We start from the raw sequence: 25,459 nt of genomic DNA, 5'->3' as shown, positions 1-25,459 counted from the left end.
CCTCATCGTCCCCGGTCACCATCGCCGCGCGCGTCCGCGCGCAGACTGCTTCGGATTTTACACCCGTCAGGGCTGCGACGCGGTCTGCGCGGTGAGCGCCGAGGCTTCGTATGCCTGCAGCTCGCGCCCGAGGTACTCCGCGATCCCCCGCATCCCGAACCGTCCCGCCTCCGCCTCCGCCTGGCTGTTGTAGTTGGTGTTGGTGTTGACGTCGTACGTATACGCCACGCCGTCCCGGTCGAGGATGAACTCGATACCCGCGATGTGGATGCCGTTGTCGGCCAGGAACCGCTGGTAGCGGGAAACCAGATCGCCGGGCACGCCGTCGACGATGCGGAACAGCGACACCGGCGAGGCCGGCTCGGCGTCAGCCGGGCAGAAGGCATCGTCCACCCGGCAGGCATCGGCCGGGCAGAGCTCGAATCCCTGGCTGGTATCGACTCGCACGGCGTAGAAGTAGCGCCCCCCGATGAACTCGACCCTCGTGATGTACGGTTCGGGCGCCTGGATGTACCGCTGGATGAGCGTGATGCCGTCGACGGCCGGCTCGAACGCGTCGCTGTCGACGTAGCGCGCGAGCGCCTCCCGGTCATGGAACAGCCGGACACCGAGCCCCTTGCCGGCCCGGTTGTGCTTGGTGATGAACGGCGGCTCGAGCTCGCGCGCGGCGTCCACGATCCGGTCCCGCCCGATCGCCGCGACGGTCTCCGGCGTGCGGATGCCGCACGCTTCCAGCGCCGCGTACTGCGCCACCTTGCTCACCTCGAGCTGCAGCGCCCGGCCCGAGTTCAGCACGCGCCGGCCGTGCCGCTCCAGCCAGGCCAGCACCGCCGCCGCGTACTCCGGCCCGTAGCGGTGGTCGCGGGTATGCGACGACGCGCTCATCCGGTTGTAGAAGACGCCCTCCGGCGGCGGCTCGCGCAGGTCGAGAGTGCCGGTGTCGAGAAACCACTCCGAGTAGGGCAGGCGGCGCTCGTCGAACGCCGCGCGCAACGGCTCGACCCACGCGTCGTTCTCGTGAAGGACGTAGATCCGGCTCATGTGCCCGTTACCGATCGCCGTGAACCGCCAACCGCGGGCATGCCCATCGGGCCCCGATCACTGCGATGCGCGTTCCGCCTCGATCACGCGCTTCGGCAGCGCGAAGCTCAGGATGAGAGCTCCGCCGCGCCGGCCGCGGTCCCCGCCGCCCGACGCGACGGTCACGAACTGCTCGCCGTCGACCATGTAGACCGCGGGCGACGAGAAGACGCCGGCCCCTGTGTTGAACCGCCAGAGCTCCTCGCCGGTGCGCGCGTCGAAGGCGAAGAAATAACCGGCGATGTTGCTGCCGGTGCCCACGAAGACCACCCCGCCGGAGGTCACCACCGGTCCCGCCTGGCCGTACCCCTCGCGGATCTGGCGCCAGATCAGCTCCCCGGTGGTCGGGTCGTAGGCCGAGAAGAACATGCGCGGCCCGCGGCCGGCGTCGAAAGGCCGGTCGATGGCGTTCACGTAGAGCAGGCCGGTATCCGTGCTGTACGCCATCGGCCCGTAGCTGGCCCCGCCGCCGAAGCCGGGCGCGAAGATCTGGTTGGGGGCGATCGGCGTGAAGATCGGCACCAGGGTCTTCCCTTCCGCGTGCTCCGGCGGGATCTCCTCGGGGAAGATCGGCGCGACCGGCTCCATCCGCTCGCCGTCCGCCTTGTGCGGGATGGGCTGCGTGGGCCACGGCTCCTCGCCCTCGCGGTCGGTCTCGGTCGGCACCGGCGTCTCGATGATCGAGTGGATGGGCGCGCCCGTCTCCCGGTTCAGCAGATAGAGGAAGGCGTTCTTGTTGGCCTGCCCGAGGGCGCGCACCGGCTCGCCGTCCACCTCCATGTCGAAGAGGATCGGCTGGCTGCCGTTGTCGTAGTCCCAGACGTCGTGGTGGACGAGCTGGTAGTACCAGCGCAACTGGCCGTCCTCGATGTCGAGGGCGAGGACCGAGTCGGTGAACAGGTTCATGCCGTCCCGCTCGGTGCTGTCGCCGAAGGGGTTGCCGACGGCGACGTAGACCAGGCCGAGCTCGGGATCGAGCGACGGCGTCTCCCAGATGCCGCCGCCGTTGCGGACGCTGCCCACCCACGTCGGCCCCGCGATGTCCCAGCCCTGGTCGTTCTCGTCCTGCGGGATCGTGTTGAAGTGCCAGATCACCTCGCCCGTCGCCGCGTCCACCGCGAGCACGTGCCCGCCGGGAATGAGGCTCTCGCTGCGCGTCGATCCTATGTAGATGACCCCGTCGTGGATCTGCGGCGCGGTGGTGAACCAGTAGCCCATCGAGATGGCGGTCTCCACGTCCGGGTAGCGGAGACGCAGCACGTCGAGGATGACGCTGGCCTGGCCGTTGTCGCCGAAGGACTCGATCGGCTCGCCGGTCTCGGCGTCGAGGGCGAAGATGAACGAGCCGGCCGCGCTGTACACCACGCCGTCCTCGTAGGTGACGCCGCGGTGACGAAAGATGTAGCCCTCGCGCCGGCCGCCGCCGAGCAGGTCCGTGACGTCGTAGGTCCACAGATGATGCCCGTCGTAGGCGTCGACCGCGTAGACGCTCCCCCGCGAGTCGGTGAGGTACATCACGCCGTCGACGATCACCGGCGTGGTCTGGTTGCTGACGCCGTCGATGACGCCGTGCTGGAAGAGCCAGCGCGGGGTCAGCAGATGCGCGTTCTCCGGCGTGATCTGGTCGGTCTCGGCGTAGCGGCTGCCGTGCAGATCGAGGTTGTGCAGGCGCCAGTCGACGTTCTGGGCCGCAGCCGGGAACGCGATCGACACGGCCAGCACGGCTGCGAGCAGCACACGGCAGGGACGGATAGGCGTCATCTCGTGGACCTCCAATCGGGAAGCATAGACGAATCGATCCCGTTGTGCCGGGACCGCGGCGCGGCGTAAGGTTGACCCATCAGCGGCAACGAGAGAGGACGCACCATGTCCAGCATTGACCGGCGGCAGTTTCTGGAGATCGGCACGCTCGGCGTCGGTTACGGGCTTGCGACGGCGCCGCGCGCGGCGTACGCGCAGTCGGGTTCGGGCACTGCAGGTGGGACGGGCGGAAACGTCCGCATGAGCGGCGACGGCCTGGGACTGACCCCGGAAGAACAGGCGCAACTCTGGAGCGCGCTGGCGGCCGACGGCGGCATCGTGCGGGACTCCTACTCGAACGGCGGCGCGGTGGAGCGCCTGGAGAACGCGTTCGCCGAGCTGCTCGGCAAGGAGCGGGCGGTCTTCATGCCGACCGGCACGCTCGCCAACCACCTGGCGGTGCGTGCCCTGGCCGGTGGCGACGGCCGCGCCATCGTGCAGGCCGACAGCCACCTGTACAACGACTCGGGCGATTGCCTGCAGACGCTCAGCAACATCACGCTCATCCCGCTCGGCGCCGGCCGTCCCGACTTCACGCTCGAAGAGGTGGAGGCAACCCTCGACCGCACCGCGGGCGGCCGCGTCAGCCGGCCCGTGCGGGTCATCTCGATCGAGACGCCGGTGCGACGGCATTTCGGGGCCACCTTCGACCGTCGCGAGCTGGACCGCATCGCCGCGCTGGCGCGGCGTGAGGGAATCCACCTGCATCTCGACGGAGCGCGGATTTTCCTGCAGGCCGCCTACGAAGGCCGCGACGTGGCCCATTACGCGGCGCCGTTCGACACCGTCTACGTGTCGCTCTACAAGTACTTCAACGCGCCCTCGGGGGCGATCCTGGCCGGTCCCCGCGACTTGCTCGACGGCATGTATCACACGCGCCGCATGTTCGGCGCGGGCCTGCCGGCGGCGTGGCCCTTCGCCTCCATCGCCCATCACTACCTGCCGGGCTTCGTCGACCGCTACCGGCAGGCCGCCGACGTCTCGGAGTCCTGGCTCGCCCAACTCACCCGTCACGACGCGTTCTCGGTCGACCGGGTCCCGCACGGCACCAACCTGTCGTGGCTGCGAGTGAACACCGGCGACTTCTCCGCGTTCCGGCGCCGGCTGGGCGACCAGGGCGTCGCCGTGGGCGCACCCCGGAACGGACGCGTCCTCGTCGGCGTGAACGAGACCTGGAACCGACGGTCGGCCGATGAGCTGGCGGAGCTGTTCGTCGCTTCCGTCTGAAGGGTTCAGGACGCGCGCAGCGCCGCAACGGCCAGCAGCGCCCAGCCGGCGATCATGCACAGGCCGCCGATGGGGGTGATCGCGCCCAGCCAGCGGATGCCGCTGATCGACAGCACGTAGAGACTGCCGGAGAAGATCACGATGCCGGCCACGAAGAGCCAGCCGGCGGCGCCGACCAGCGGGCCCGGCCAGCGCGAGGCAGCCCAGGCGACCGCGAAGAGGCCGAGGGCATGGATGAAGTGATAGCGCACGCCGGTCTCGAACACGACCAGCATGTCGGCCGTCAGGCGCTCGCGGAGCCCGTGCGCCCCGAACGCGCCGAGCACCACGCCCAATCCGCAGAGAATTGCCGCCGCCGCGAACCAGTTCGTCGCCATCGCTCTGTATGATACAGCGGTGCTCCCGGACTGGACGGCGTTCACGGAGTTTCTGGATGCGCAGCTCCTGGCGCTGATCGAGACGGACTTCGCGCAGGTGCGCTACGGCGACGCGGGCACCGCGACCCTGGCCGCCCTCGTCCTCGGCGCCGCCGCCCTGCTCACCGCCGTTCGCCTGATTCTGCTGCGGCGGCGGCACGCGCGGCAGCACTCCGGCCACGACGTGCCGCTCCGCTACCAGCGCGGCATCTTCGGGCGCGCCTGCTACGCCCTCCCCAAGATCATCCTGGGACTGGCCGTCGCGATGGGCGTCGTCGCGCTCTCCGACCCGTTCCTCACGTCCACCGAGCAGATCACCGGGAACGTCGAGTCGCGGGTGCGGATCGATCTGGTCGACACGTCGCTGTCGATGGCCTGGGAGTTCAACAACACCGAACGGTCGCGCGCCGAGGTGGCCCGCGAAGCGCACCTCGAGTTCCTGCGGATGCGGCGCGAGAAGAACGACCGGGTCTCGCTCTGGCTCTTCTCGTCGTATCCCTACATGGTCGACGACTTCGTCCTCGACGACGAGCTGTACTACTTCCAGGTGCTGGGCGCGCCGTACGTCACCGTCAAGATCCTCGCCCCCGAACCGGGCACGCGGCGCGACCGGTTCTTCGTGCCCGAGGATAGGGTCAGCATCATCGATTCGGAGGGCACGACCAACATCACGGGGGCGCTCCGGTCCATCGTGCGGCACTTCGACATCGACGCCGCGGTCGTCAACCGCGGCGCGAACCGCAACCGCGCGCTGCTCATCATCACGGACGCCGACGTCGACGAGATCCCGGAGGCGGAGCTCGCGGCGCTGGCCGCGCGCAACGTCGTCCCGTACATCATCTACATCAACACGGACCGCGGCCGCGCGCCGATCGAGGGCATGGAGACGCCGTCGCTCATCGAGACCATTCGCGACTACGGAGGCGACTACTTCGACGTGTCGACCGAGGACGGCCTGCAGCAGGCCTACCGAGCCATAGACGAACGCGAGACGGTGGCCGTGCCGCTCAGCCACCGCGCGCTGAGAGTCCCGATCTATTCGCGGTTCCTGCTGGTCAGCCTGGCCCTGCTCGTCGTGGGGATTCCGGCCGGATTCCTTGCCGAGCTCGTCTGGGGCATTCATCCGTAGAAGAGCACGCGCAACAGGTTTGCAACCCGCGCGACAGGTTGCAGCCCGTGGCCCGGCCCTCGGCCCGCTCGACGCGCACAGATCCATGAACCCGCAGATCGCCAAGTGGAACGCGCGTTACGCCGACCGCGAACCGGGCGCGCTGCCGGAGCCGTCGCCGCCCCTGCCCGACGCGGTGGCGGGCGTGCCGCCGGGCCGGGCGCTGGACCTGGCGTGCGGCGCCGGCCGGCACGCCGTCTGGCTGGGGTCACGCGGGTGGCGGGTCGCTGCGGTGGACGGCTCGGATGCAGCCGTCGCCCTGCTGCTCGCGAACGCGGAGCGGGCCGGCTGCCGCGAGCGGATCGCGCCGCACGTCGCCGACCTGGAAGCGGACCCGCCGGAGTTCACTATCGAGCCGGCGGCCTACGACCTGATCGTCGACTGCTACTTCCTGCACCGTCCGCTGTTCGCGGCGATCCGCGGCGGGGTTCGTCCGGGCGGGCTGTTCGTGGCGGCGCTGCATCTGCCTGCGCCGGACGGACAGCGCGGGCACGGCTACGTGCTGCGGCCGGGAGAGCTGGAGCGGATGGTCAGGGGATGGCGGTGGAACGTGCTCCACGCCGCGGAGCGAACCGCGCGGGTCGCGGCCGGCGGTGAGCCCGGCGTTGCCGAGATAGTGGCCAGGCGGCCGGACGTTCGCCCACCCTCGCATTCGTGAAGGACCCGCGGGCGGGACGTGCGAGCTCGGCGGCGGAAAGGGGCCGACGACAACGCCGCCGGCCCGCCCCCTGAAATCGCCTACTGCTGCGACGCGGCGTCACGCTCCGCCGCGCGGGCGCCCGACAGGATGTTGAACAGCCCGTAGTTGCCCTCGTGGCAGGCGTACTCGTACATCCCCTCGCCGAGCTTCATCGGCAGCGCCGCCGTGAAGGGCCGCGTGAAGGTGGTCGGATCGTTGACCGTGAACTCGTAGAGCAGCGTGTCGCCGGCAACCCGCGTGAAGCGCTCCGTCAGATGCAGCGTCGAGCCGTCGCCGGCCGCCGTGGCCACCGACGGGTTGAAGCTGGCCACCTTGTCGGTGAAGTTGATCGACTCGACGACCAGCGTGTCGCCGTCCCAGTAGCCGCGGGAGTCGCCCATCCACTGCCGGACGCTCCCCGGCAGGTGGTCGCGTCCGTCGAGCGGGACGATGCGCGCGTCGTGCACCATCTCGTGCAGGATGACGACGTGGTCGGGCGTCTGGAAGATCTGCAGGTTCTGGTTGTAGCCGGCCGGCACGATGGGTGGGCCGGAGTTGAACCCGAGCAGGCAGCGCTCGGCCAGCCCGCGGTCCTCGTAGCTGTCGGCACCGATGCCGGCGGCCCGAACGCGAACCGGGCGCGTCCCCGGCCGATCCTCGCCGAGCGACAGCTCGATCAACTCGAACCCGGGCTGCAGCGGCGGCACGCGGCCGTCCGGCGGATCGACGATGAGGGACGTCCGCTGGTCATCGACGACGCTGGCGCCCTGATCGACCCAGTAGTGGTTGTAGCCGCCGACGTTGCCGCCCACCGGCAGCAACTCGCCGCTGCGCTCGGTCGGCGCGTTCAACTCGGCGCTGCGCTCGGCGGACCGCGCTTCGATCTCGGCCGCTTCCTCGGCCGTCAGCACCGCGCTCTCCTGCTCCTCGGGCCTCTGCAGCGGCGTCAGGGTGCGGAAATCCCACACGCCTTGCAGGTCGGGCCTGCCGTCCGCGAGACGCGGCGGCTCGAACTCCTCCTGAGCCACGGCCGGCGCGGATGCACCCGCCGCCAGCGTGAGCAGGGCCAGAACCGCCGCGAAACCACGAACCGTCATGTAGACCTCCTTGGCTTTTCTCGTTCTACGATGGTCTTCGTACTCCTCAGTGGCGGGCCTCGACCGCCCGCGACGACGTGAGGAGATTGGTCATGCCGTAGTTGCCCTCGTGACAGGCGTACTCGAACGTCGGACCCTCGGCGGGACGCCACGGCACCATCCCGCTCCACGGACGCGTCCAGACGCTCGGATCGGTCACCGTGAACGAGTACTCGATGGCGTCCGCACCGCGCCGGCTGAACCGCTCGACGACGCGGCGGTTCGGGCCCGAACCCAGATAGTCGGTCTGCGCGTGGAAGTTTCCGGTCTCGACGACCAGCGTGTCGCCCTCCCAGTGGCCGCGCGACACCCCCAGCCAGAGCCGGACCTGGTCGGGCAGCGCGGGCTGCTCGAAGACCGGGATGATGCGGAAGTCGTGGATCTGCTCCTGGAAGATGGCGACGTAGCCGGGCGACTGCAGGATATGAACGTGGTTGTTGTAGCCGCTCGACGTGATCGGCACGTGGCGGTAGACCAGACAGCGGTCGCCCAGATCCATGTCCTCCGGCCCGTGCGCCGGCACGCGCCCCCGCTTGGCCGCGGCCAGCCGCTGCGCTTCGGGAGTCGCCTCGTACTCCCGGCGTTCCCGTGTGCGCGCGGGCAGCCGTCCGTCCGGCGGATCGGTGATGAGCGACGTGCGGCCGATCGAGATGCCGCGGTCCCACCAGAACTGGTTGTAGGCGAGGGCGACGTCCTGCTCCCGAGTCAGCTCGCTTCGCCGTTCCGAGGTGGCCCGCGTCTCGGAGGCGAGGTTGGCCGCCGCGATTTCCTCGTCCGTCAGCCGCTCGCGGCCGGCGTACTCCGCCGGTCGTTCCAGCGGCGTGATCGTGCCGTGGTTCCACACGCCCTGCAGATCGGGATCCCCCCAGGGCGTCCGGGGGGCTGCCGGCGGCTCGTCCGGCGCGACGCTCTGGGCCGCGGCCTTATGCGGGCTTCCGCCCGCCACCACCGCCAGCACGGCGAACGCGAGAACAGGGCCTCTCATGTGGACATCCTCCAGGTTCGAGCGGGACCGGGCCGGTCCTTCGTGGGACCGGGCTGGTTCTTGCATGATCGCCCAGTCGAGCGTCCCGCGCAAGCGCCGCCCCAGAAACCCGCCTGCTGTAGTATTGTTCGGTTCCGTCTGTACGGCAGACGAACTCGGAGGTCAGGCGTTCATGCGCATCCACTTGATCAACCCCAGTCACATCGCGTTCGGACTCGCGGTCATCACGCCGCGCTGGCTGTACGTTCTGGCCCATGCGACGCCGCGCAAGTGGGGCGACCCGAACATCGTCGACGAGACCCTCGAGCCGCTCGACCCGGAGACGATCCAGGCCGGCGACATCGTCGGCATCGGCATTCACACCGGCAACGCGTTGCGCGGCTACGAAGTGGGCCGGCTGTGTCGCGAGCGGGGAGCGTACGTCGTCTACGGCGGCATCCACGCAACGCTCTATCCGGAGGAGGCGCTCGAACGGGGCGCCGCGCACGCGGCGGTGAAGGGCGACGGCGACGGGATCTGGCCGCAGGTGCTCGACGACGTCGCGGCCGGGCGGCAGGAGCGGATCTACGAGGGCGGCCGGGTCCCCGGCGCCTCGCTGCAGAAGGCGCGCTGGGACCTGATGCCGCGTGATCGCTACATGTGGGCATCGGTGCAGACCGTACGCGGTTGCCCGAAGCACTGCTCCTTCTGCTCCGTCTGGCGGACCGACGGTCAGGAGCCCCGCCAGCGGACCGTCGACGCCGTGCTGGAAGAGATCGTTCAGTTGCGCCGGATGGGCTTCCGCTTCATCGCGCTGGCCGACGACAACTTCTATCCGGTGACGCTCGAGGATCTGGCGATGGCCCGCCGCCGGGAGGATCCCTCGCGGCTGCACGAGCTGGAGGCGTTGCGCGAGGAACGCTTCGAGCTGATGGAACGGCTCGCGAAGCTGCCCCGGGACACGGTCTTCTTCACGCAGATCACGATGGAGGCGGCCGAGGACCCGGCGTTTCTCGACGCCATGCGCAACGCGCGCATCCGCGGCGCCCTGATCGGTGTCGAGGCGGTCACCGAGGAAGGCCTGAAGGACGTCTACAAGGGCTTCAACCTGGCCGGCGACGCCCTGGTGAACCAGCTCCAGCGGTTCCGCGAGCACGGCGTGCACGTGCTGGGATCGTTCATCTTCGGTCTGCCCAGCGACCGGCCGGACAGCTTCGAGGCGACAGCCGCGCTCGCCCATGCCGCGGACATCGACTTCGCGCAGTTCCTGACCCTGACGCCTTTCCCGGGCACGGTCGACTTCCTGAAGTGGGAGAAGAACGAAGCGGCCGAGCTGCCCGACGTGGACGGCGTGCCGGTCAGCCGTTACTGGCTGATTCCGCCGATCAAGCGGCCGAAGATCTTCTCGCCGCACCCGGCGATGACGGCCGAGGAGATTCGGACCGGCACCCAGCGCGCGTGGGATCGCTTCTACTCCCTCGGCAAGGTCTGGCGCCGCTCGCGCTGCGTCCGCTCCATCCGCTACCGCCTGGCGTTCATGCTGGTGTCGAAGCTGTACCGCCAGATGTACGGCAACACCGGCATCGCCACCGACAGCGCCCGGGTTTCGCGCTCCGCCGCCTGGGCGCGGTGGCTCGCCATTCCGCTCAAGCGCCTGTTCTCCGCCGCACCGATGCCGGAGCTGCAGGTGCCCGTGCGCTAGGAGTCTGCGCCGCAGGAACGGTGCGACAGAGGCGCGCCGGGCGTCGTCCGTGCAAACCGCCACCTGGATCAATGTAAACGGGAACGGCGGCGGTATCGTCTCCGAAGGCGCCGCGGCGATCCGGAACGTGGTCGAGACGTCAGGTGGCGCCCGGTGAGGTAAGAGCCTATGACTGCCGCCCTGCAGCGTGCGACTCTGACGGTCGCACTTTCGACGCTGGCCCTCGTTGCCGTCGAGCCGGCGTTGTCGAGCGGCTCGCGAGCGCTCGCGCAACCGCCGCGGCAAGCAACGGCCGCGGACGGAACGGCGGCGATCCTGTCCTTCATCAACATCTCCGGCGATTCGGCGGACGACTGGATCGGGACCGGCATCGCCGAAAGCCTCGCGGCCGACCTGAACCGCGCGGGCGTCGGCGCGACCCGCACCGAGACGGCGTCCGTGCCTCGGGCGACGGAGGTGGGCTTGGGTGCGCCGGACGCCATCGTCGAGACGGGCCGGATCCTGGGGGTCTCCTGGCTCGTGACCGGCGCCTATCAGAGGATGGGCGACCGACTCCGCATCACGGCGCGCGTGTTCGACGCCGCGACGGCCGCCGTGCTCGACGCGGTGACGGTCGACGGTGCATTCGATGAGCTGTTCGACGTGCAGGACCAGGTCGCTGCGCAGGTGCGCCGGATGCTGGCGTCGGGCTCGATGCTCGCGGCGGCTCGACCCGCGACGGCGCCGTCCGTGAGAACGCAACCTCCAGTTCCCGCAGCCGAGCCCACGGAGGCGCCGCGCCCGGGCCCCGGCTCGCTGACCGGAATCCCGGAACGCAGGCCCGGCCCCATGACCGGTCGTCCCGGACGTCCACCCGGCAGGCCCGGCCCCATGACCGGTCGTCCCGGACGGCCGCCCGGCGGCCCCATGACCGGTCGTCCCGGACGTCCACCCGGCGGCCCCATGACCGGACGCCCCGGTTCGGGCGGCCCCATGGCCGGACGCCCCGGCGGTCCCGGGCCCGAGACGGGCGCACCGCCCCGCTCCGAACCGGCGGAGCAACCGGCCGGCTTCAGCTCCGCCACAGCAGGTTCCGGCGTCATCATCGACGGTCCGCCTCCTCCCCTCGCCCCGCAGATCGTCGCGCGCGATGCCGCGGGCCGCGCCACGGTCCGGGCCGTCCGCCTCGACGCCCCGTTGCGCGTGGACGGCGTGCTCGACGACGGGATCTACGAGACGGTCCCCTCCATCGAAGGCTTCGTGCAGCAGTTGCCGATCGAAGGCGCACCGACGACGGAACGCACCGAGGCATGGATCTTCTTCAACGACGACGCCGTCTACGTGGCCGCGAGGCTCTGGTCGTCCGTCCCCGAGTCGCAGTGGATCGCCAACGAGATGCAGCGCGACTCGTTCCAGATCATCAACAACGACTACTTCAGCGTCGGCATCGACACGTTCTACGACCGGCGCAACGGTTTCGCGTTCATGATCACGCCCATCGGCGGCTTCTTCGACTACGAGATCACCGACGAGGGCAACCCCAACAACGACTGGAATCCGATCTGGAACTCGAGCACGGGCCGCTTCGACGGAGGCTGGACCGTGGAGATGGAGATCCCGTTCAAGTCGCTCCGGTTCCAGTCGGGCCAGAACCAGGTTTGGGGCCTGCAGCTCGGACGCCGCATCCGCTACAAGAACGAGACCACCTATCTGACGACCGTCCCCATCTCCGCCGGCCCCGGCATGTTCCGCCTGTCGGCCGCGGGCACCCTCGTCGGCGTCGAGGTGCCGACCGGCAACCGCCGGTTCGAGATCAAGCCGTACGCCATCGGGTCGATCAACAGCAATCTGACCTCCACGCCGCAGATACTGAACGAGGGCGCCGGCGACGGCGGCCTCGACGTCAAGTACGGCCTCACGCAGAACCTGACCGCCGACTTCACCTACAACACCGACTTCGCGCAAGTGGAGGCCGACGAGGCGCAGCTCAACCTGTCGCGGTTCAACCTGTTCTTCCCCGAGAAGCGGGAGTTCTTCCTGGAAGGCCGGGGCATCTTCGACTTCGGACGCGCGGCCGGCAACGCGGGCGGTCAGTTCCGCGCCTCCCGGCTGGGCGGATCGGGTTTCTTCGGCGGCGGCGACGTGCCGCAGGTCTTCTACAGCCGCCGCATCGGCCTGACCGGCGGCGAGACCGTGCCGATTCTCGGCGGGGCGCGACTGACCGGCAAGGCCGGCCGCTACTCCATCGGCGCGCTGAACATCCAGACCGACGACACGTCCGGCGGAGCGCTCGGGACCAACTTCACGGCCCTGCGCGTGAAGCGGGACATCCTACGGCGGAGCCGCATCGGCGGCATCTTCACCGGCAGGTCGGTCTCGGTGAGCGGCAACGACACCAACGAGGCCCTGGGCCTCGACGCCGCCTTCTCGTTCTACGACAACGTCAACTTCTACGGCTACTACGCCCGCACGCGGACACGCGGGCTCGAGCTCGACTCCGACGCCCAGGGGAACGAGCAGAGCTACCAGGCGGCGTTCGCCTACGCCGGCGACCTCTACGGACTGCAGGCCGAGCACCTGGTGGTCGGCGACGCCTTCAACCCGGAGGTCGGGTTCGTGCGCCGCGACGACTTCCTGCGCAACTACGTGCTGGCCCGCTACAGCCCGCGGCCGTCCATGGACTTGGTGCGGCAGTTCACCTGGGAAGGCAGCTACGACTATTTCGAGAACGGCGCGGGCATCACCGAGACGCGGATCGCCCAGGGCATCTTCGGCGTCGAGCTCGAGAACAGCGACCGGTTCAGCGCCAACTACGAGCGCCGCTACGACTTCGTACCGCAGGAGTTCAACGCGGCCGGCGTCGTCCCCATCCCGGTCGGCGAGTACGACTACCAGAGCATCTTCCTCTCCTACGCCATGGGACAGCAGCGGCGGGTGTCGGGCACGCTGTCGCTATGGAGCGGGGACTACTACCACGGCAAGATCAACGCGGTCGGCTACCAGCGGGGCCGCGTGGAGATCACGCCCCAGTTCTCGCTGGAGCCGGGCCTGTCGGTCAACCACATCTCGCTGCCGGTCGAAGGGACGTACACCGTGCCGCTGGTCACGAGCCGCGTCACCTATACGTTCACGCCCCGGATGTTCTTCGGCGGGCTCGTTCAGTACAGCCCGGTCAGCGACACCATCAGCGCCAATCTCCGGCTGCGGTGGGAGTACCAGCCGGGCAGCGAGCTGTTCGTCGTCTACAACGACCAGCGCGACGTGGCGGATTTCTCGTTCGGCGCCAGGCGCTGGCCGGAGCTGCGGAACCGCGCGTTCGTGATCAAGTTCAACCGGCTGTTCCGCTTCTGAAGCGGGGACCGCCGTCCGGCTGCTCGGCTGACGCAAGCCTGACCGACGTTCACCTTGCGGACCGCCCGGTTCGAGGACAGGAAGAAACAGGGGAGCGCGGAGACCCGCCGGCGTCGGCCGGCGGACCCCCGCTACGAACTACGAAAACGTCAGTCGCGATAGCTGCTGACCGGGGGAAGCTGCGCGCCGGTGAGCCCCGTCGGCTCCTCGCCGGCGACTACAGGCATCCGCAGGGTGCCGATACCATCGATGCTCGCCTCGACCACCTCGCCCGGTCTCAGATAGCGGTCCTCTTCGCCGCGCGTCTCGGCCGCGCCGGCCGCGGTGCCGCCCGACGTCCCGTTGTTGATGACGTCACCCGGATAGAGCGTGATGATCGACGAGGCGTACTCGATGATCTCCCACAGCGAATGGATCATGTCGCCGGCCCGCGCGTCCTGCAGCGTCTGGCCGCCGACGCTGAGGGTCTGCCGCAGGTTCGCCATCGGGTCGCCGTAGAACTCCTTCGGCGCGATCCACGGTCCCTGCGGCGCGAAGCTGTCGTGGCCCTTGCCCACGAACCAGTCCGAGCGGGTGGCGTTGCCCCCCGGCGGCCGGCCGCCGCGGTCGGAGACGTCGATCGACACTGTGTAGCCGAACACGTAGTCCTGCGCGTCGTTCGCCGACACGTACTTCGCGGTGCGTCCGATCACCGCCCCGAGCTCGACCTCCCAGTCGGTCCGGTCGCGGCCGTGAGGAATGACGATGGAATCGCCGTTGCCGACGACAGCGCCGCGGCTCGGCTTCAGGAACAGGTACGGCACGCCGCGCTCCTCGCGCCGGCGGCGCTGCTCGGCCGCGCGCTCCTCGGGGGAACCGGCCTCGTTGACGTGGCTGTAGAAGTTGACCGCCGCGTTGAGGATCTTGCCCGGATACATGATCGGGGGCCGCGTCCGGAGGTCGCTCACGTCGTAGATGTAGTCGGCCCGGCCGGCGCCCATGAGCAGGTCGTTTCCGACCACGTGATTGACGATCTCGTACAGCCGATACTTGAGACCGTAGTCCCAACGCCCGATCAGCTCGAGCATGTCCCTCGGCATCGGAACCGTGGGATACGCGGGATCCGATTCGAGGGCCATGTTGGCCACCTCGATGTCGATGACCAGGCTGTCGCGCAAGACGAGCCCGACGTGGGGCACGCCGTGGATGTCGAAGGTGCCGACCTTGAACCACTCGGCCACTTCCATATCCGGCCCCTGGGCCGTGGGGACGATCGGGGCGAACAGTGCAATGACCGCCGCCAGGACAAGCATTCGTCGCATGGATTCTCCTCGTGGGTATCGCGTGACCAGTGAGTGCGCAGCTAGCCCGGAAATCGTCGCCTGGCGGCTCCGCTTCCCGCCCAACCAACCCTCGCCAAGAGTCTGCCCCGTCCGACGGCGCAGACCCTTGGGGTTGTACTCCCGCCCCGACCCGCTGTCAAGACGCCGGCGCTCCTCCGACTTCCACGTCGAAGGCGGCCGTTTCGACCTCCGCTCCGATCTTCACCTGCACGAAGATGCGGTAGGCGCCCGGCTCGGGAAAGACGAACGGAAACGTCACCACGTTCGCCGGCGGGGACGCGGCCTGAACCCCGGCGTCGTGCACTCCGCCCGGCGAGGTTCCGTGCCGTCCGCCGTCCAGCGCCCGGGCGGCCTGCCCGTCGGCGCGCACCGGTCGATCGTTCCCGCCGGCCGGCTCCCGTCCGGCGGCTGCGCCCTCCGCTTCGGCGAAACGCATCTGCGCGGTGAGGTTGATGCTGCCGGCCGGATGCAGGTGCACGAACACCGATCCGTCGTCCCGCAGGACCGCGGCGTGGCTGCGCATGCCCATGTAGGGCGCCAGCGCCGACGGCGACCCGTCCGGCTCGGCCACGGAGAATCGCAGCGTGATCTCATCGTCGGCGCCGATCCGGCCGTCCTCCTCCCAGCGGACCGTTCGCCCGCTCGGGAGCGCGTAGCTTCCGGAGCGCGACGCGCCGAGGGGCCGCAGCGCCGCCCACGAATCGTCCGGATCCGGATCGGCCGACGGCGGACCGGCCGACGGCGGGTCGCCGTCCGGCTCGGTCGAACCTCCCGCCGCGGGCGAGGCTCCGAACGCGGCAGCGCCGGGCGGCCCCACAGTCACCGTGTCCACCAGCGTCGGCGCGAAGCCGTTCTCGAGCACGATGTCCGCGTAGATGCGGTACTCCCCTGCGGGCAGCGGCGGCAGCGGAACCCTGAACGAATCGTAGCCGGCCCGCACCGGGTGGACGTGGGCGAACGCCGCCAGATCTCCGGCTCGCACCAGGAACAGGTGCATCAGCTTGCCGTGGTCCGGCAGCAGTCCGGCATCGGGCAGGCCTTCGATGGCGCGCCAGTCCGGGTCGTCGATCGCCAGCGTCAGAATGCGCGTTCCGCCGGCCTCCGTCACCGCCGCGGTCGTGTTCCAGGGGCGGTACAGGCGGCTCCGGTACGCGGCGTCCACGGCATCCCACCAGATCCAGCCGCCGCCGAGGAGGGCGCCGAGAACCAGCGCGAACGCGGCCATCGCGAAGCGTGCGCGCCAGCGCCGGCCCGCGTCCGGCTCCCTGCCGGGATCGAGCACGCTGTCGCGGACCGCGGCGCCGACGATCGTGACCGCGCCGACGAACAGAAACAGCGCCGCCGCGACCAGCGCCGCGCCGAAGGCCGGGTTCATTGCGAGCCGCCGCTCGGCGAGCGCCAACACCGGCACGAAGACGGTCCCCTCGCCGGCGGCCCCGGCCACGCCGACCTCCACGCTGTACGAACCGGCGGTCATCAGCCACAGCTCGCCGCTGTACAGGCCCGCCTCGCCGGGCACGGGACCGGCGACGTCCGGGGGTGGCGCGCCTTCCAGCCCGACGTCGGATCGCAGCGGCCGGAGCGTCACGCGCTCCACGCGCTCGCCGCCGAGGACCCGGACCGAAGCCTGCGCGAGGCCGGGGATCACGCCGGGGGTCCGAACGATGACGCGGACGCGGTAGGGGCCGGCGGCCCCGTCGAAGTAGGCGTTCGAGGTGCCGACGTGGGCCGACGCGGTCGACCCGGCGGCCGCGATCAGGCCGGTGACGATCAGGACTGCGGCGCCCGTGCGGCGCGCGACACCGCTCCGGGCAAGCCGGCGACTGCCGTCCACGGGCGCGAGAACACTGCGCGAGGCGCTCATGCTACCTCCGCACGCGCGCCATCCAGTTGCCCATCCAGAGGCCGCACAGGGCCGACCCGGCGGCGATCAGCCCCGTCCAGCCCGCGGCCGCCGCGGTCATCGGGCGGCCCCAGAACACGTACTGGTAGGCACCCGGCGCGCGGCTGTAGCCGAACTGGTCGGCGGCGAAGAAGAAGTTGCGGGCCGGCTCGGCGAGCAGAAACTCCGCGAACGGCCACTGCACGGCAGTCAGCGCGAGCATGGCGGCGATGCCGGCTCCGACGGCGGTTGCGCCCCAACGCAGGCGGCCCGCCCCGGCGGGCACGCGATTGACGATGAGATCCACTACAAAAGCCGGCGCCAGCAGGAGGATCGGAAACGACGGCGGCACCATGTTATCGATCTGCCGCATGATGGGCGCCAGCATCGGCTGCGCCGGAAAGAGCTGCAGGATCCAGATCATGAGCATCGTGACGCCCATGTAGACGCCCGCCGCCGCGGTGGCTCCCCAGCGCGAGGCGGCGCCGCGTGCGATTCCCACCAGCAGGAAGGGAAAGATCGCGGCGCTGGTGAAGAAGTAGCGCGTTCCGTGCTGCAGGTTCGGAATCCCGATGTACTCCATGAAGAGCGTCGCCGCCTGCAGGATCAGGAAACCGCCGGTGTACGCGAACAGCATTTGCAGCACGCGACCGGCGGCCGGCGCGGCGTTCTGGCGGGCCAGCGCCATCAGCATGGCACCGACGGCGACCGCGTTTATGCCGAATGCGAGCACGATGTGGGGCGGACTCAGTATCTCGACGTCGAGACCGTACGCGTTGTGCCACCAGTCGTCGAGCGGGGCCGAGACGACCATCGCCAGCGCGCCCCAGATGCAGACCCAGGCGCCCAGCGGGCCGCGGAAGCCCCAGAACGAGACGGCGGCGGCCCGCTCGCGTGCGCTGCCGGCGAACGTGGTGTGCAGCACCAGCCAGCCGCACGACAAGCCGGCCACGACGCCGCCGAGATAGATCGCCATGTGGGCGGGCGTCCAGAACGAGTCGCGGCCGATGGACCGGTGCCAGGAGATGTCCCAGATCACGCCGACGATGACGCTCGTGGACGCGAAGGCGACGGCCCACAAGGGCCAGGGTACGACCGCGGACGCAGCGCGCGACGACGAGCCCGGCATGGCGACCCCGACCGTCGAGGTCGGCGCCGCGGGAGCGAGAGTGGACATGCGTCAAGGTTAGTCCGAAATCGCGGCCTTCGCGCGAGTGCCCCGCGACCGCAAGCGGGTGTATCCTGCCGCGCAGAGACCCTCGCGACACGAAGCCGGGCTCCGGAGCAGAGTCGCCAAGCGCCCCGGACCGGCAAGGAGGTTGAGATGATCCAGCGAACCGTGAAGCTCTCGGCCGCGCTCGTGACCATGCTGGCACTCGTGACCCTGGCGCCGGCGACGGTCGCGGCGCAGGCCCAGTCGCCGGACGCCGACTGGACGGCGCCGCGCACCCCCTGGGGCCATCCGGACATAAACGCCATCTGGAACAACGGCACGATCACGCCGTTGGAACGCCCGGAGGACCTGGCCGGGCAGGCGTTTCTCAGCCCCGAGGAAGTCGCCGAGATCGAGCAGCAGGCGCAGGCCCGCGTGGACAGCCAGAACGCCCCGAGCGAGGTGCGCACCGAGCCGCTGCCGGTCGGCGGCAACGTCGGGGCGTACAACAGCTACTGGACGGAACAGAACACGTCGGTGGTCGGCACCAACCGCACGTCGATCATCACCGATCCGGAGAACGGGCGCCTGCCCCCGCTGACCCCGGAGGCGCTCGCCCGCATTACGTCGCCGGAGTCGGTGCGCCTGGCCGCTGCGCAGAACGGCACCGTGCCGGCCGAAGGTCCGGAGGACATGGGCCTGAGCGAGCGCTGCCTCTGGTACCGCGGGATCCCGTCGATCCCGACCGGATACAACAACAACTTCCATTTCTTCCAGACAGCCGACTACATCGCGATCCTGCAGGAGCACATCCACGATCTGCGGGTCATCTACCTCGACGACCGGCCCCACCTGCCGGCCGGCATCCGCCAGTTCGCGGGCAGCTCGCGCGGCCGCTGGGAGGGCGACACCCTGATCGTCGAGACCACCAACCTGCGCGAGCCGTTCATCCGGCGCTGGAGCCGCCCCGAGCACTCGCTGTCGCGGGGGAAGCTCAGCGAAGCCGCGACGGTGACCGAGCGCTTCACGCGCACCGGTCCCGACACGCTCGGCTACACGTTCACCATCGACGATCCCGAGACATGGACACGGCCCTGGTCGGGCGCCCTGCCGTACGCGCGCCAGCCCCTGCCGATGTACGAGTTCGCGTGCCACGAGGGCAACTACGGGATGTTCAACATGCTGACCGGGTCGCGCGCCGACGAGGCCGCGGCCAGCGAAGGTCCGTAGCCGACGCCGGAACGCTTGTCCGGCTGCGGTCGGCGGGCGCGACCGCGGCCGGATCTGCGCACCTCAGTCCCGCACGGATCCGTCGAGAAGCGGCTCCAGCGGCAGCAGCTCGGCGCCGTTCTCGGTGCACACGGCGTACCGGCTCGTTTCGCTCGCGTACATGGACACGCCGGCATAGCGGCCCTGCCGGTCCAGGACGTAGAACGTCAGGCCGAATGCGGGCAGTCCACGAGCGTTCAACAAGCGGGACTCGACCGTGTTGGACTGCACGCGGCGCAACGCCTCCATCCCGGCATCCATCGGATGCGCGCCCTCCCGCATCCGCTCGACGATGAGGAACGACGCCAGGTTGTAGAGATTGGCCTCGCCGCGGCCGGTGGAGCCGGCCGCGCCCACCGCGTTGTCCACGTACAGGCCCGCGCCCAGGATCGGCGAGTCGCCCACGCGGCCGGGAATCTTCCAGGCCAGGCCGCTCGTCGTCGTGACCCCGCAGATCTCGCCCGCCGCGTTGATACCGTCGCAGTTGATGGTGCCGTACAGCTCTTCTTCGGTGATGACCCCGTCGGCCAGCATGACGTCGTCGACCTCGCGCCCGCGCGCCGCGGCGTCGGCGCCGGCTTCGTTACCGCCGGCGCCGCGGTCGGGATCCAGGTAGTGGCCGGGATCGGTGCGGCGCTTCCACTCCAGCCACATGCGCCGCGAGCGGTCCGTGTTCAGGTCATCCTCGACGGTGAACCCCATCTGGCGCGCGAACCGTTGCGCCCCGGCCCCGACCAGCAGGTGATGGTCGGTCAGGTCGGCGACCATCTGCGCCACGTTCGACGGCGTGCGCACCCCTTCGAGCGCCGCGACCCCGCCGGCCCGCCGCTTGGGACCGTGCATGCAGCACGCATCGAGCTGCACGACGCCGTCCGCGTTGGGACGCCCGCCGTAGCCGACGCTGGCGTCCTCCGGATCGAGCTCGACGATGTTCACACCCGCGATCAGCGCATCGAGCACGTCCGCGCCGGAGGTCATCAGGCGGAACGCGGTCTCCACGCACGTCTCCGTCCCACCGTTCGTATGGCGGTGGCCGTTACCCGACGCGATGACCACCGGCGAGACGCGGCGCGACGTCCGAACCGCCGGGGCGCGGCCGAGGGCGGAACCGGGCGCGGCGGCGACCAGGCCGACCGTGGCGGACTTCACGAACTGGCGGCGATCGAGTCCGGTTGCCATGCGACGCTCCTCTCCCCGAGCGGAAATGTCGATTGACGGGTGAAAAACGGTTGGATCACGCTCCGCGCGAGGCTATCATGACGGATGCTCGTGACAATCAGGCAGCAGTGCGTCCGGCTCGCCGCCGCGGGGCTCCTGTGCAGCGCGTGGGCGGTGGCTCCGGCCGCGGGCAACTCCGACCGGCAGATCGTCGACGCGGCGAAGGACCGGGACTGGGCCACGGTCGGCATCCTCCTGGACCGCGGCGTCGACGCCGACACCCGGCAGGGCGACGGCGCGACGGCGCTGCACTGGGCGGCGCACTGGAACGACCTCCCCACCGTGAACCGGCTGATCGGATCCGGCGCGAACGTCGACGCCGCCAACGATCTCGGCGCCACGCCGCTGTGGGTCGCCTGCGCCAGCCGCAACACCGGGATCGTACAGCGCCTGCTCGCCGCCGGCGCGGACGCCGACCGCGGGCTCCTGGCGGGCGAGACGGTGCTGATGCGCTGCACGGCGACGGGCGATCCGGTGGCCGTGGAGGCGCTGATCGAGCACGGGGCCGACATCGACGCCACCGAGCCGGAGAACGGGCAGACCGCCCTGATGTGGGCCGCCGCCCACCTCCAGCCCGACGTCACGCGCGTGCTGCTCGATCACGGCGCGGCAATCGACGCCCGCACGATTACGAGGCGGCAATTCCGGGGCACGGGCCTGCGCAGCACGACCAGCCCGGCCGGGGCCACCCACTTCGACGCCGGGGGCTTCACCCCGCTGCTGTTCGCGGCGCGCCACGGCGACGTCGACTCCGCCCGCCGCCTGCTGAACGCGGGCGCCGACGTCGACGAGACCGGCGCGGACGGCAACAGCGCGCTGGTGCTGGCGAGCATGAGCGGCCATCCCCGGCTCGCGGAGTTCCTGCTGGCCCGCGGCGCCAATCCCAACGCCGGCGGCGCAGGCTACACCGCGCTGCACGCGGCGGTCCTGCGCGCCGACCACTCCCTGGCGAGAATGCTGCTGGCCCGCGGCGCGGACCCAAACGCGCGCCTGACGCGGAGCACGCCGGTGCCCCGCTGGACCTACGAGTTCGTCTTCACGCTCCGCGAGAAGGGCGCCACGCCGTTCCTGCTGGCGGCCAAGTACCTGGAGCCGGAGCTCGCCCGGATGATCGCCGCGGCGGGCGCCGACCCGCTCGCGCGTACGGACGACGGCACGACGGCACTGATGGCGGCGGTCGGCCACGGACTCAGCCGCAGCACCACCCGCCGCAGCCGGCTGATCGCGCCGGAACTGGTCATCGCCCAGTGGAGCGACGAAGAGCTCGTGCTGGAAACCGTCAAGGCCGCCGTCGACGCGGGGGCCGACGCGACGATGCGCGAGACGATCCGCGCGGGCGAGACCGCCCTGCACGCGGCGGCGCGGTACGGATTCACGAGCGTGGTCGACTACCTGGTCGGCCTCGGGGCCGATCTGGACTGGGAGACCGAGGACGGCACGACGCCGCGCGATCTCCTGGAACAGCATCTGGCGCGATTGGCGAGCCGGGATTGACGCGAACCGCGGGAACGGAACCGAGCCCCGGATCGGACAGGACACGAGGGGCTCTTCACGGAGGCGCAACGATGTCACGCTGGATACTCGCGGGCGTGGGAATGGCGGCCCTCATCGGCGCCGCGCAGCTCGACCTGCGCGCGGAGCCCCGGCCCGCCGCGCAGCACGAAGCCGAGACCGGCGCCGCCGAGGCGCGGGCCCTGCTCAACCGCTACTGCGTGGCCTGCCACAACCGGCGCACGTTGACCGCGGGGCTGGCCCTCGACACGCTGGACGTCTCGCAGGTGGAGACGAACGCGGCCACCTGGGAGCACGTGATCCGCCGGCTGCGCGCGAACGCGATGCCGCCGGCCGGCCGGCCGCGCCCGGCCGCCGCGACGACCCACGGGTTCATCGAGTGGCTGGAAGCCGAGCTCGACCGGGCGGGCCTGGAGAGTCCCGATCCCGGCCGGCCCGCCGTACACCGCCTGAACCGGGCGGAGTACGCCAACGCCATCCGCGACATCTTCGGCCTCGAGATCGACGTCAACGCCCTGCTCCCGGCCGACGACGAGCAGGAGGGCTTCGACAACATCGCCGAGGTCCTCTCCGTCTCCCCGACCCTGATCGAGCGCTATCTGGCCGCGGCGCGGCGCATCAGCCAGCTCGTCGTGGGCGATACGAGCGTGCGCGCCGTGTCCGAGGTCTATCCCATCCACGGCGCGGTGGACCAGGACGGACCCGTCAGCGACGACCTGCCGTTCGGGTCGCGCGGCGGCGTCGCCATCGAGCACCACTTTCCGGTCGACGGCGAGTACATCATCCGGTTCAGCCTGCGGAAGCAGGAGTACGGCTACGTGCGCGGCCTCGGCAGGGCGCACGAGCTCGACGTCCGCGTGGACGGCGAGCGGGTCGGCGGCTTCACCGTCGGCCGCGACTGGGAGCAGGGCCAGCGCCCGCCGATGGGCTACGCCGGCAAGTTCGAGAGCATCTACGACTCGAGCTCCTTCCCCGAGTGGGAGCTGTACTCGCTGCACGCCGACGAGGGGCTGGAGGTGCGCACGTCGGTCTCCGCGGGCCGGCACCAGGTCGGACTCTCCTTCCACCGGCGCCCCGCACTGCCGGAAGGGATCCTGCCCCTGCCGCTCGACCGCTCGACGTACTCCTATGGACAGAACGAGTTCCAGGAGGGCAACCCGGGCGTCTCGGAGGTCCAGATCATCGGCCCGTACAACCCCACCGGCGCGGCCGGGCTGCCGAGCCGGGAGCGCCTGTTCGTCTGCGAGCCGACCGGCGGCGCCGCGGAGGAGGAGCGCTGCGCGCGCACGATCCTCTCCACGTTGGCGCGGCAGGCCTATCGCCGGCCGGCGACCGCCGCGGACGTCGAGACGTTGCTGCCCTTCTACCGCGACGGCCGCGCCGATGGAGGCTTCGACGTGGGCATCCAGGCCGCGGTCGAGCGGCTCCTGGTCGACCCGGAGTTCCTGTTCCGCATCGAGACCGATCCTGCGGGCGTCCCCGCGGGCACGCCGTACCGACTGGCCGACCTGGAGCTCGCCTCGCGCCTGTCCTTCTTCCTCTGGAGCAGCATCCCCGACGACGAGCTGCTCGACCTCGCGGCGGCGGGCCGGCTGAGCGAGCCGCAAGTGCTCGACGAGCAGATCGAGCGCATGCTGGCCGACCCCCGCTCGAAGGCGCTGGTCGAGAACTTCGCGGGCCAGTGGCTGCAGCTCCGCAAGCTGCGCAACGCGACACCGGACACGGCCACCTACACCGCGTTCGACGAGAACCTGCGCGAGGCGATGTGGCAGGAGACCGAGCTCTTCCTGGAGAACGAGCTGCGGGAGGACCGCCCGGTGGTCAACGCCCTGCGGGCGAACTACACCTTCGTCAACGAGCGGCTGGCCCGCCACTACGGCATTCCCGACGTGCACGGCGTGCACTTCCGCCGCGTGGACTACCCCGACGACACCCGCGGCGGCATCCTCGGCCACGCCAGCCTGCTCACGATCACGTCGTACGCCAACCGCACGTCGCCGGTCGTGCGCGGGGTCTGGCTGCTCGAGAACGTTCTGGGCACGCCTCCCTCGCCGCCGCCGCCGGACGTGCCGAGCCTGCCGACCGCCAGCGAGGGCAGTGCGCCCCGTTCGGTCCGCGAGCGGCTGGAGCAGCATCGGAACAACGCCGTCTGCGCGAGCTGCCACAGCACGATCGACCCGCTCGGGTTCGCCCTCGAGCAGTACGACGCGATCGGCCGCTGGCGGGCCACCAACGGCGGCAACACGCCTTTCGACACCGGGATCCCGATCAACGCGTCCGGCACGCTGATCGACGGGACCGAGGTCCACGGCTTGGCCGGGCTCCGGAACGTCATCCTGAACCGCGAGGGCCAGTTCGTCGAGACGGTCACCGAGAAGCTGCTGACGTATGCCCTCGGCCGCACCCTGGAGCACTACGACATGCCGGTGGTCCGGCAGATCAGCCGGCAGACGACGCCCGGCGATCTCACCTGGTCGACCCTCGTATCGTCCGTCGTCAAGAGCACACCGTTCCTCATGCGGAGGTCAGAGTCATGATGATTGCGAAGAAGGCCATTCCCCGCCGGACCATGCTGCGCGGCATCGGCGCCACCTTGGCGCTGCCGCTGCTCGACGGGATGGTGCCGGCGCTCACCGCGCTGTCGAAGACCGCGGCCAAGCCGATCGCCCGCTTCGGCACCGTGTACGTGCCGAACGGCATCATCATGGCCGGGTGGACGCCGGCGGCCGAGGGAGCGGACTTCGAGTTCACGCCGACGCTGAAGCCGCTGGAGGCGCACCGGAAGCACCTGCTGGTGCTGAGCGGCCTCGACAATACCGGCGCGAGCTCGCGGACGGGCGGCTCCGGCGCCCACGCCAAGCCGGCCGGGGCGTTCATGACCGGCATCGAGCCGCTCCGGACGACGAGCAGCGCGAGCCTGCAGCTCGGCACCTCGATGGACCAGATCCTGGCCCAGCAGGTCGGCCAGGAGACGCCGCTGCCGTCACTCGAGCTCGGCCTCGAGGGCACCGACACCGTCAACGGCGTCGGCACCTGCGACGTCGGCTTCAGTTGCGCCTACCAGAACCGGCTGGCCTGGAGCAGCCCGACGACGCCGCTGCCCGTCGAGTCGAACCCGCGCGTGGTCTTCGAGCGCCTCTTCGGCAGCGTCGAGAGCACCGATCCGGCCGTGCGCAAGGCCCGGCTGCAGCGGCAGGGCAGCATCATCGACTCGGTGCTCGACAAGGTGCACGCCCTGGAAGGCGACCTCGGACACCGCGACCGCCTGAAGCTGGGCGAGTACGTCGACTCGGTCCGCGAGATCGAGCGGCGCATCCAGAACGCCGAGGCGCGCGGGCGGGAGTTGCCGCTGGTGGATTCGCCGGCCGGCATCCCGGTCAGCTACGACGAGCACGCGCGGCTGATGTTCGACATGCAGACGCTGGCCCTGCAGACCGACACCACCCGCGTCATCACCTTCCAGATCGGCCGCGAGCAGAGCGGTGCGACCTACCCGCAGATCGGCGTCTCCGACTCGCACCACCCCATCTCGCACCACGGGGGCGACGAGACGAAGATCGCCGCCCTGCGGAAGATCAACGCGTACCACACGTCGCTGTTC

18 protein-coding genes are annotated in these 25,459 nt (G+C 70.4%); 9 read left to right on the top strand and 9 right to left on the bottom strand.

Translation table 11 applies throughout. The annotated features are described in order from the left end of the window. Positions 1–66 precede the first annotated feature (66 nt). Together F4X11_00090 and F4X11_00085 are read right to left on the bottom strand one after the other, a co-directional pair. Complete coding sequence (locus F4X11_00090) at positions 67–1,041, bottom strand: alpha-L-glutamate ligase (protein ID MYN63425.1); 975 nt, start codon at positions 1,039–1,041, stop codon at positions 67–69. A gap of 57 nt (positions 1,042–1,098) precedes the next feature. After that, the gene (locus F4X11_00085; GenBank protein ID MYN63424.1) at positions 1,099–2,841 is read right to left on the bottom strand and encodes a PQQ-binding-like beta-propeller repeat protein; all 1,743 of its coding nucleotides are present in this window, start codon (positions 2,839–2,841) and stop codon (positions 1,099–1,101) included. Between the two features lie 105 nt (positions 2,842–2,946). On the opposite strand from F4X11_00085, the gene F4X11_00080 reads away from it, so the two are divergent. Beyond that, positions 2,947–4,107, top strand: coding sequence for an aminotransferase class I/II-fold pyridoxal phosphate-dependent enzyme (locus F4X11_00080; protein ID MYN63423.1), 1,161 nt, complete (start codon positions 2,947–2,949; stop codon positions 4,105–4,107). A 5-nt stretch (positions 4,108–4,112) separates the two neighbouring features. Here F4X11_00080 and F4X11_00075 read toward each other — a convergent pair whose 3' ends face one another. After that, positions 4,113–4,484: a DUF423 domain-containing protein gene (locus F4X11_00075; protein ID MYN63422.1), complete on the bottom strand. Its 372-nt coding sequence runs from the start codon at positions 4,482–4,484 to the stop codon at positions 4,113–4,115. Between the two features lie 19 nt (positions 4,485–4,503). On the opposite strand from F4X11_00075, the gene F4X11_00070 reads away from it, so the two are divergent. After that, positions 4,504–5,652 (top strand): hypothetical protein, encoded by a 1,149-nt coding sequence (locus F4X11_00070; protein MYN63421.1) that lies wholly within the window; start codon positions 4,504–4,506, stop codon positions 5,650–5,652. 85 nt (positions 5,653–5,737) lie between these two features. After that, positions 5,738–6,349 carry a methyltransferase domain-containing protein gene (locus F4X11_00065; GenBank protein MYN63420.1) on the top strand — a complete coding sequence of 204 codons (612 nt, stop codon included), beginning with the start codon at positions 5,738–5,740 and terminating at the stop codon, positions 6,347–6,349. 80 nt (positions 6,350–6,429) lie between these two features. On the opposite strand, the gene F4X11_00060 is transcribed toward F4X11_00065, so the two are convergent. Further along, positions 6,430–7,467, bottom strand: a complete 1,038-nt coding sequence (locus F4X11_00060) for a hypothetical protein (GenBank protein ID MYN63419.1) — start codon at positions 7,465–7,467, stop codon at positions 6,430–6,432. A 46-nt stretch (positions 7,468–7,513) separates the two neighbouring features. Continuing rightward, the gene (locus tag F4X11_00055; GenBank protein ID MYN63418.1) at positions 7,514–8,491 is read right to left on the bottom strand and encodes a hypothetical protein; all 978 of its coding nucleotides are present in this window, start codon (positions 8,489–8,491) and stop codon (positions 7,514–7,516) included. A 172-nt stretch (positions 8,492–8,663) separates the two neighbouring features. Between F4X11_00055 and F4X11_00050 the strand changes: the two genes are divergently transcribed. Both F4X11_00050 and F4X11_00045 read left to right on the top strand, forming a co-directional pair. Continuing rightward, positions 8,664–10,172: a B12-binding domain-containing radical SAM protein gene (locus F4X11_00050; protein MYN63417.1), complete on the top strand. Its 1,509-nt coding sequence runs from the start codon at positions 8,664–8,666 to the stop codon at positions 10,170–10,172. 168 nt (positions 10,173–10,340) lie between these two features. Beyond that, the gene (locus F4X11_00045) at positions 10,341–13,502 is read left to right on the top strand and encodes a hypothetical protein (GenBank protein MYN63416.1); all 3,162 of its coding nucleotides are present in this window, start codon (positions 10,341–10,343) and stop codon (positions 13,500–13,502) included. A 149-nt stretch (positions 13,503–13,651) separates the two neighbouring features. On the opposite strand, the gene F4X11_00040 is transcribed toward F4X11_00045, so the two are convergent. The 3 genes from F4X11_00040 to F4X11_00030 all read right to left on the bottom strand — a co-directional run bounded on the left by F4X11_00040 (position 13,652) and on the right by F4X11_00030 (position 17,883). Beyond that, positions 13,652–14,803 (bottom strand): fumarylacetoacetate hydrolase family protein, encoded by a 1,152-nt coding sequence (locus F4X11_00040; GenBank protein MYN63415.1) that lies wholly within the window; start codon positions 14,801–14,803, stop codon positions 13,652–13,654. 157 nt (positions 14,804–14,960) lie between these two features. Next, complete coding sequence (locus tag F4X11_00035) at positions 14,961–16,688, bottom strand: hypothetical protein (GenBank protein MYN63414.1); 1,728 nt, start codon at positions 16,686–16,688, stop codon at positions 14,961–14,963. A gap of 1 nt (position 16,689) precedes the next feature. Next, complete coding sequence (locus F4X11_00030) at positions 16,690–17,883, bottom strand: hypothetical protein (GenBank protein ID MYN63413.1); 1,194 nt, start codon at positions 17,881–17,883, stop codon at positions 16,690–16,692. Positions 17,884–18,030: 147 nt separating this feature from the next. Between F4X11_00030 and F4X11_00025 the strand changes: the two genes are divergently transcribed. Beyond that, positions 18,031–19,089, top strand: a complete 1,059-nt coding sequence (locus F4X11_00025; GenBank protein ID MYN63412.1) for a hypothetical protein — start codon at positions 18,031–18,033, stop codon at positions 19,087–19,089. 63 nt (positions 19,090–19,152) lie between these two features. Here F4X11_00025 and F4X11_00020 read toward each other — a convergent pair whose 3' ends face one another. Next, entirely contained in the window at positions 19,153–20,307 is a 1,155-nt protein-coding gene (locus tag F4X11_00020) for a N(4)-(beta-N-acetylglucosaminyl)-L-asparaginase (protein MYN63411.1), read from the bottom strand. Positions 20,308–20,391: 84 nt separating this feature from the next. Here F4X11_00020 and F4X11_00015 point away from each other — a divergent pair, with 84 nt between their 5' ends. The 3 genes from F4X11_00015 to F4X11_00005 all read left to right on the top strand — a co-directional run. Then, positions 20,392–21,840, top strand: coding sequence for a hypothetical protein (locus tag F4X11_00015; GenBank protein MYN63410.1), 1,449 nt, complete (start codon positions 20,392–20,394; stop codon positions 21,838–21,840). Between the two features lie 71 nt (positions 21,841–21,911). Continuing rightward, positions 21,912–24,395 carry a DUF1592 domain-containing protein gene (locus F4X11_00010; protein ID MYN63409.1) on the top strand — a complete coding sequence of 828 codons (2,484 nt, stop codon included), beginning with the start codon at positions 21,912–21,914 and terminating at the stop codon, positions 24,393–24,395. Next, on the top strand, positions 24,392–25,459 hold a 1,068-nt coding region (locus F4X11_00005), incomplete at its 3' end, for a DUF1552 domain-containing protein (GenBank protein ID MYN63408.1). The genes F4X11_00010 and F4X11_00005, both read left to right, overlap by 4 nt.

The organism is Acidobacteriota bacterium (genome assembly GCA_009861545.1).
In the GTDB taxonomy this organism is placed as follows: domain Bacteria; phylum Acidobacteriota; class Vicinamibacteria; order Vicinamibacterales; family UBA8438; genus WTFV01.
The sequence above is the reverse complement of the archived record's forward strand: the minus strand, read 5'-3'. Positions and strand labels throughout refer to the sequence as shown.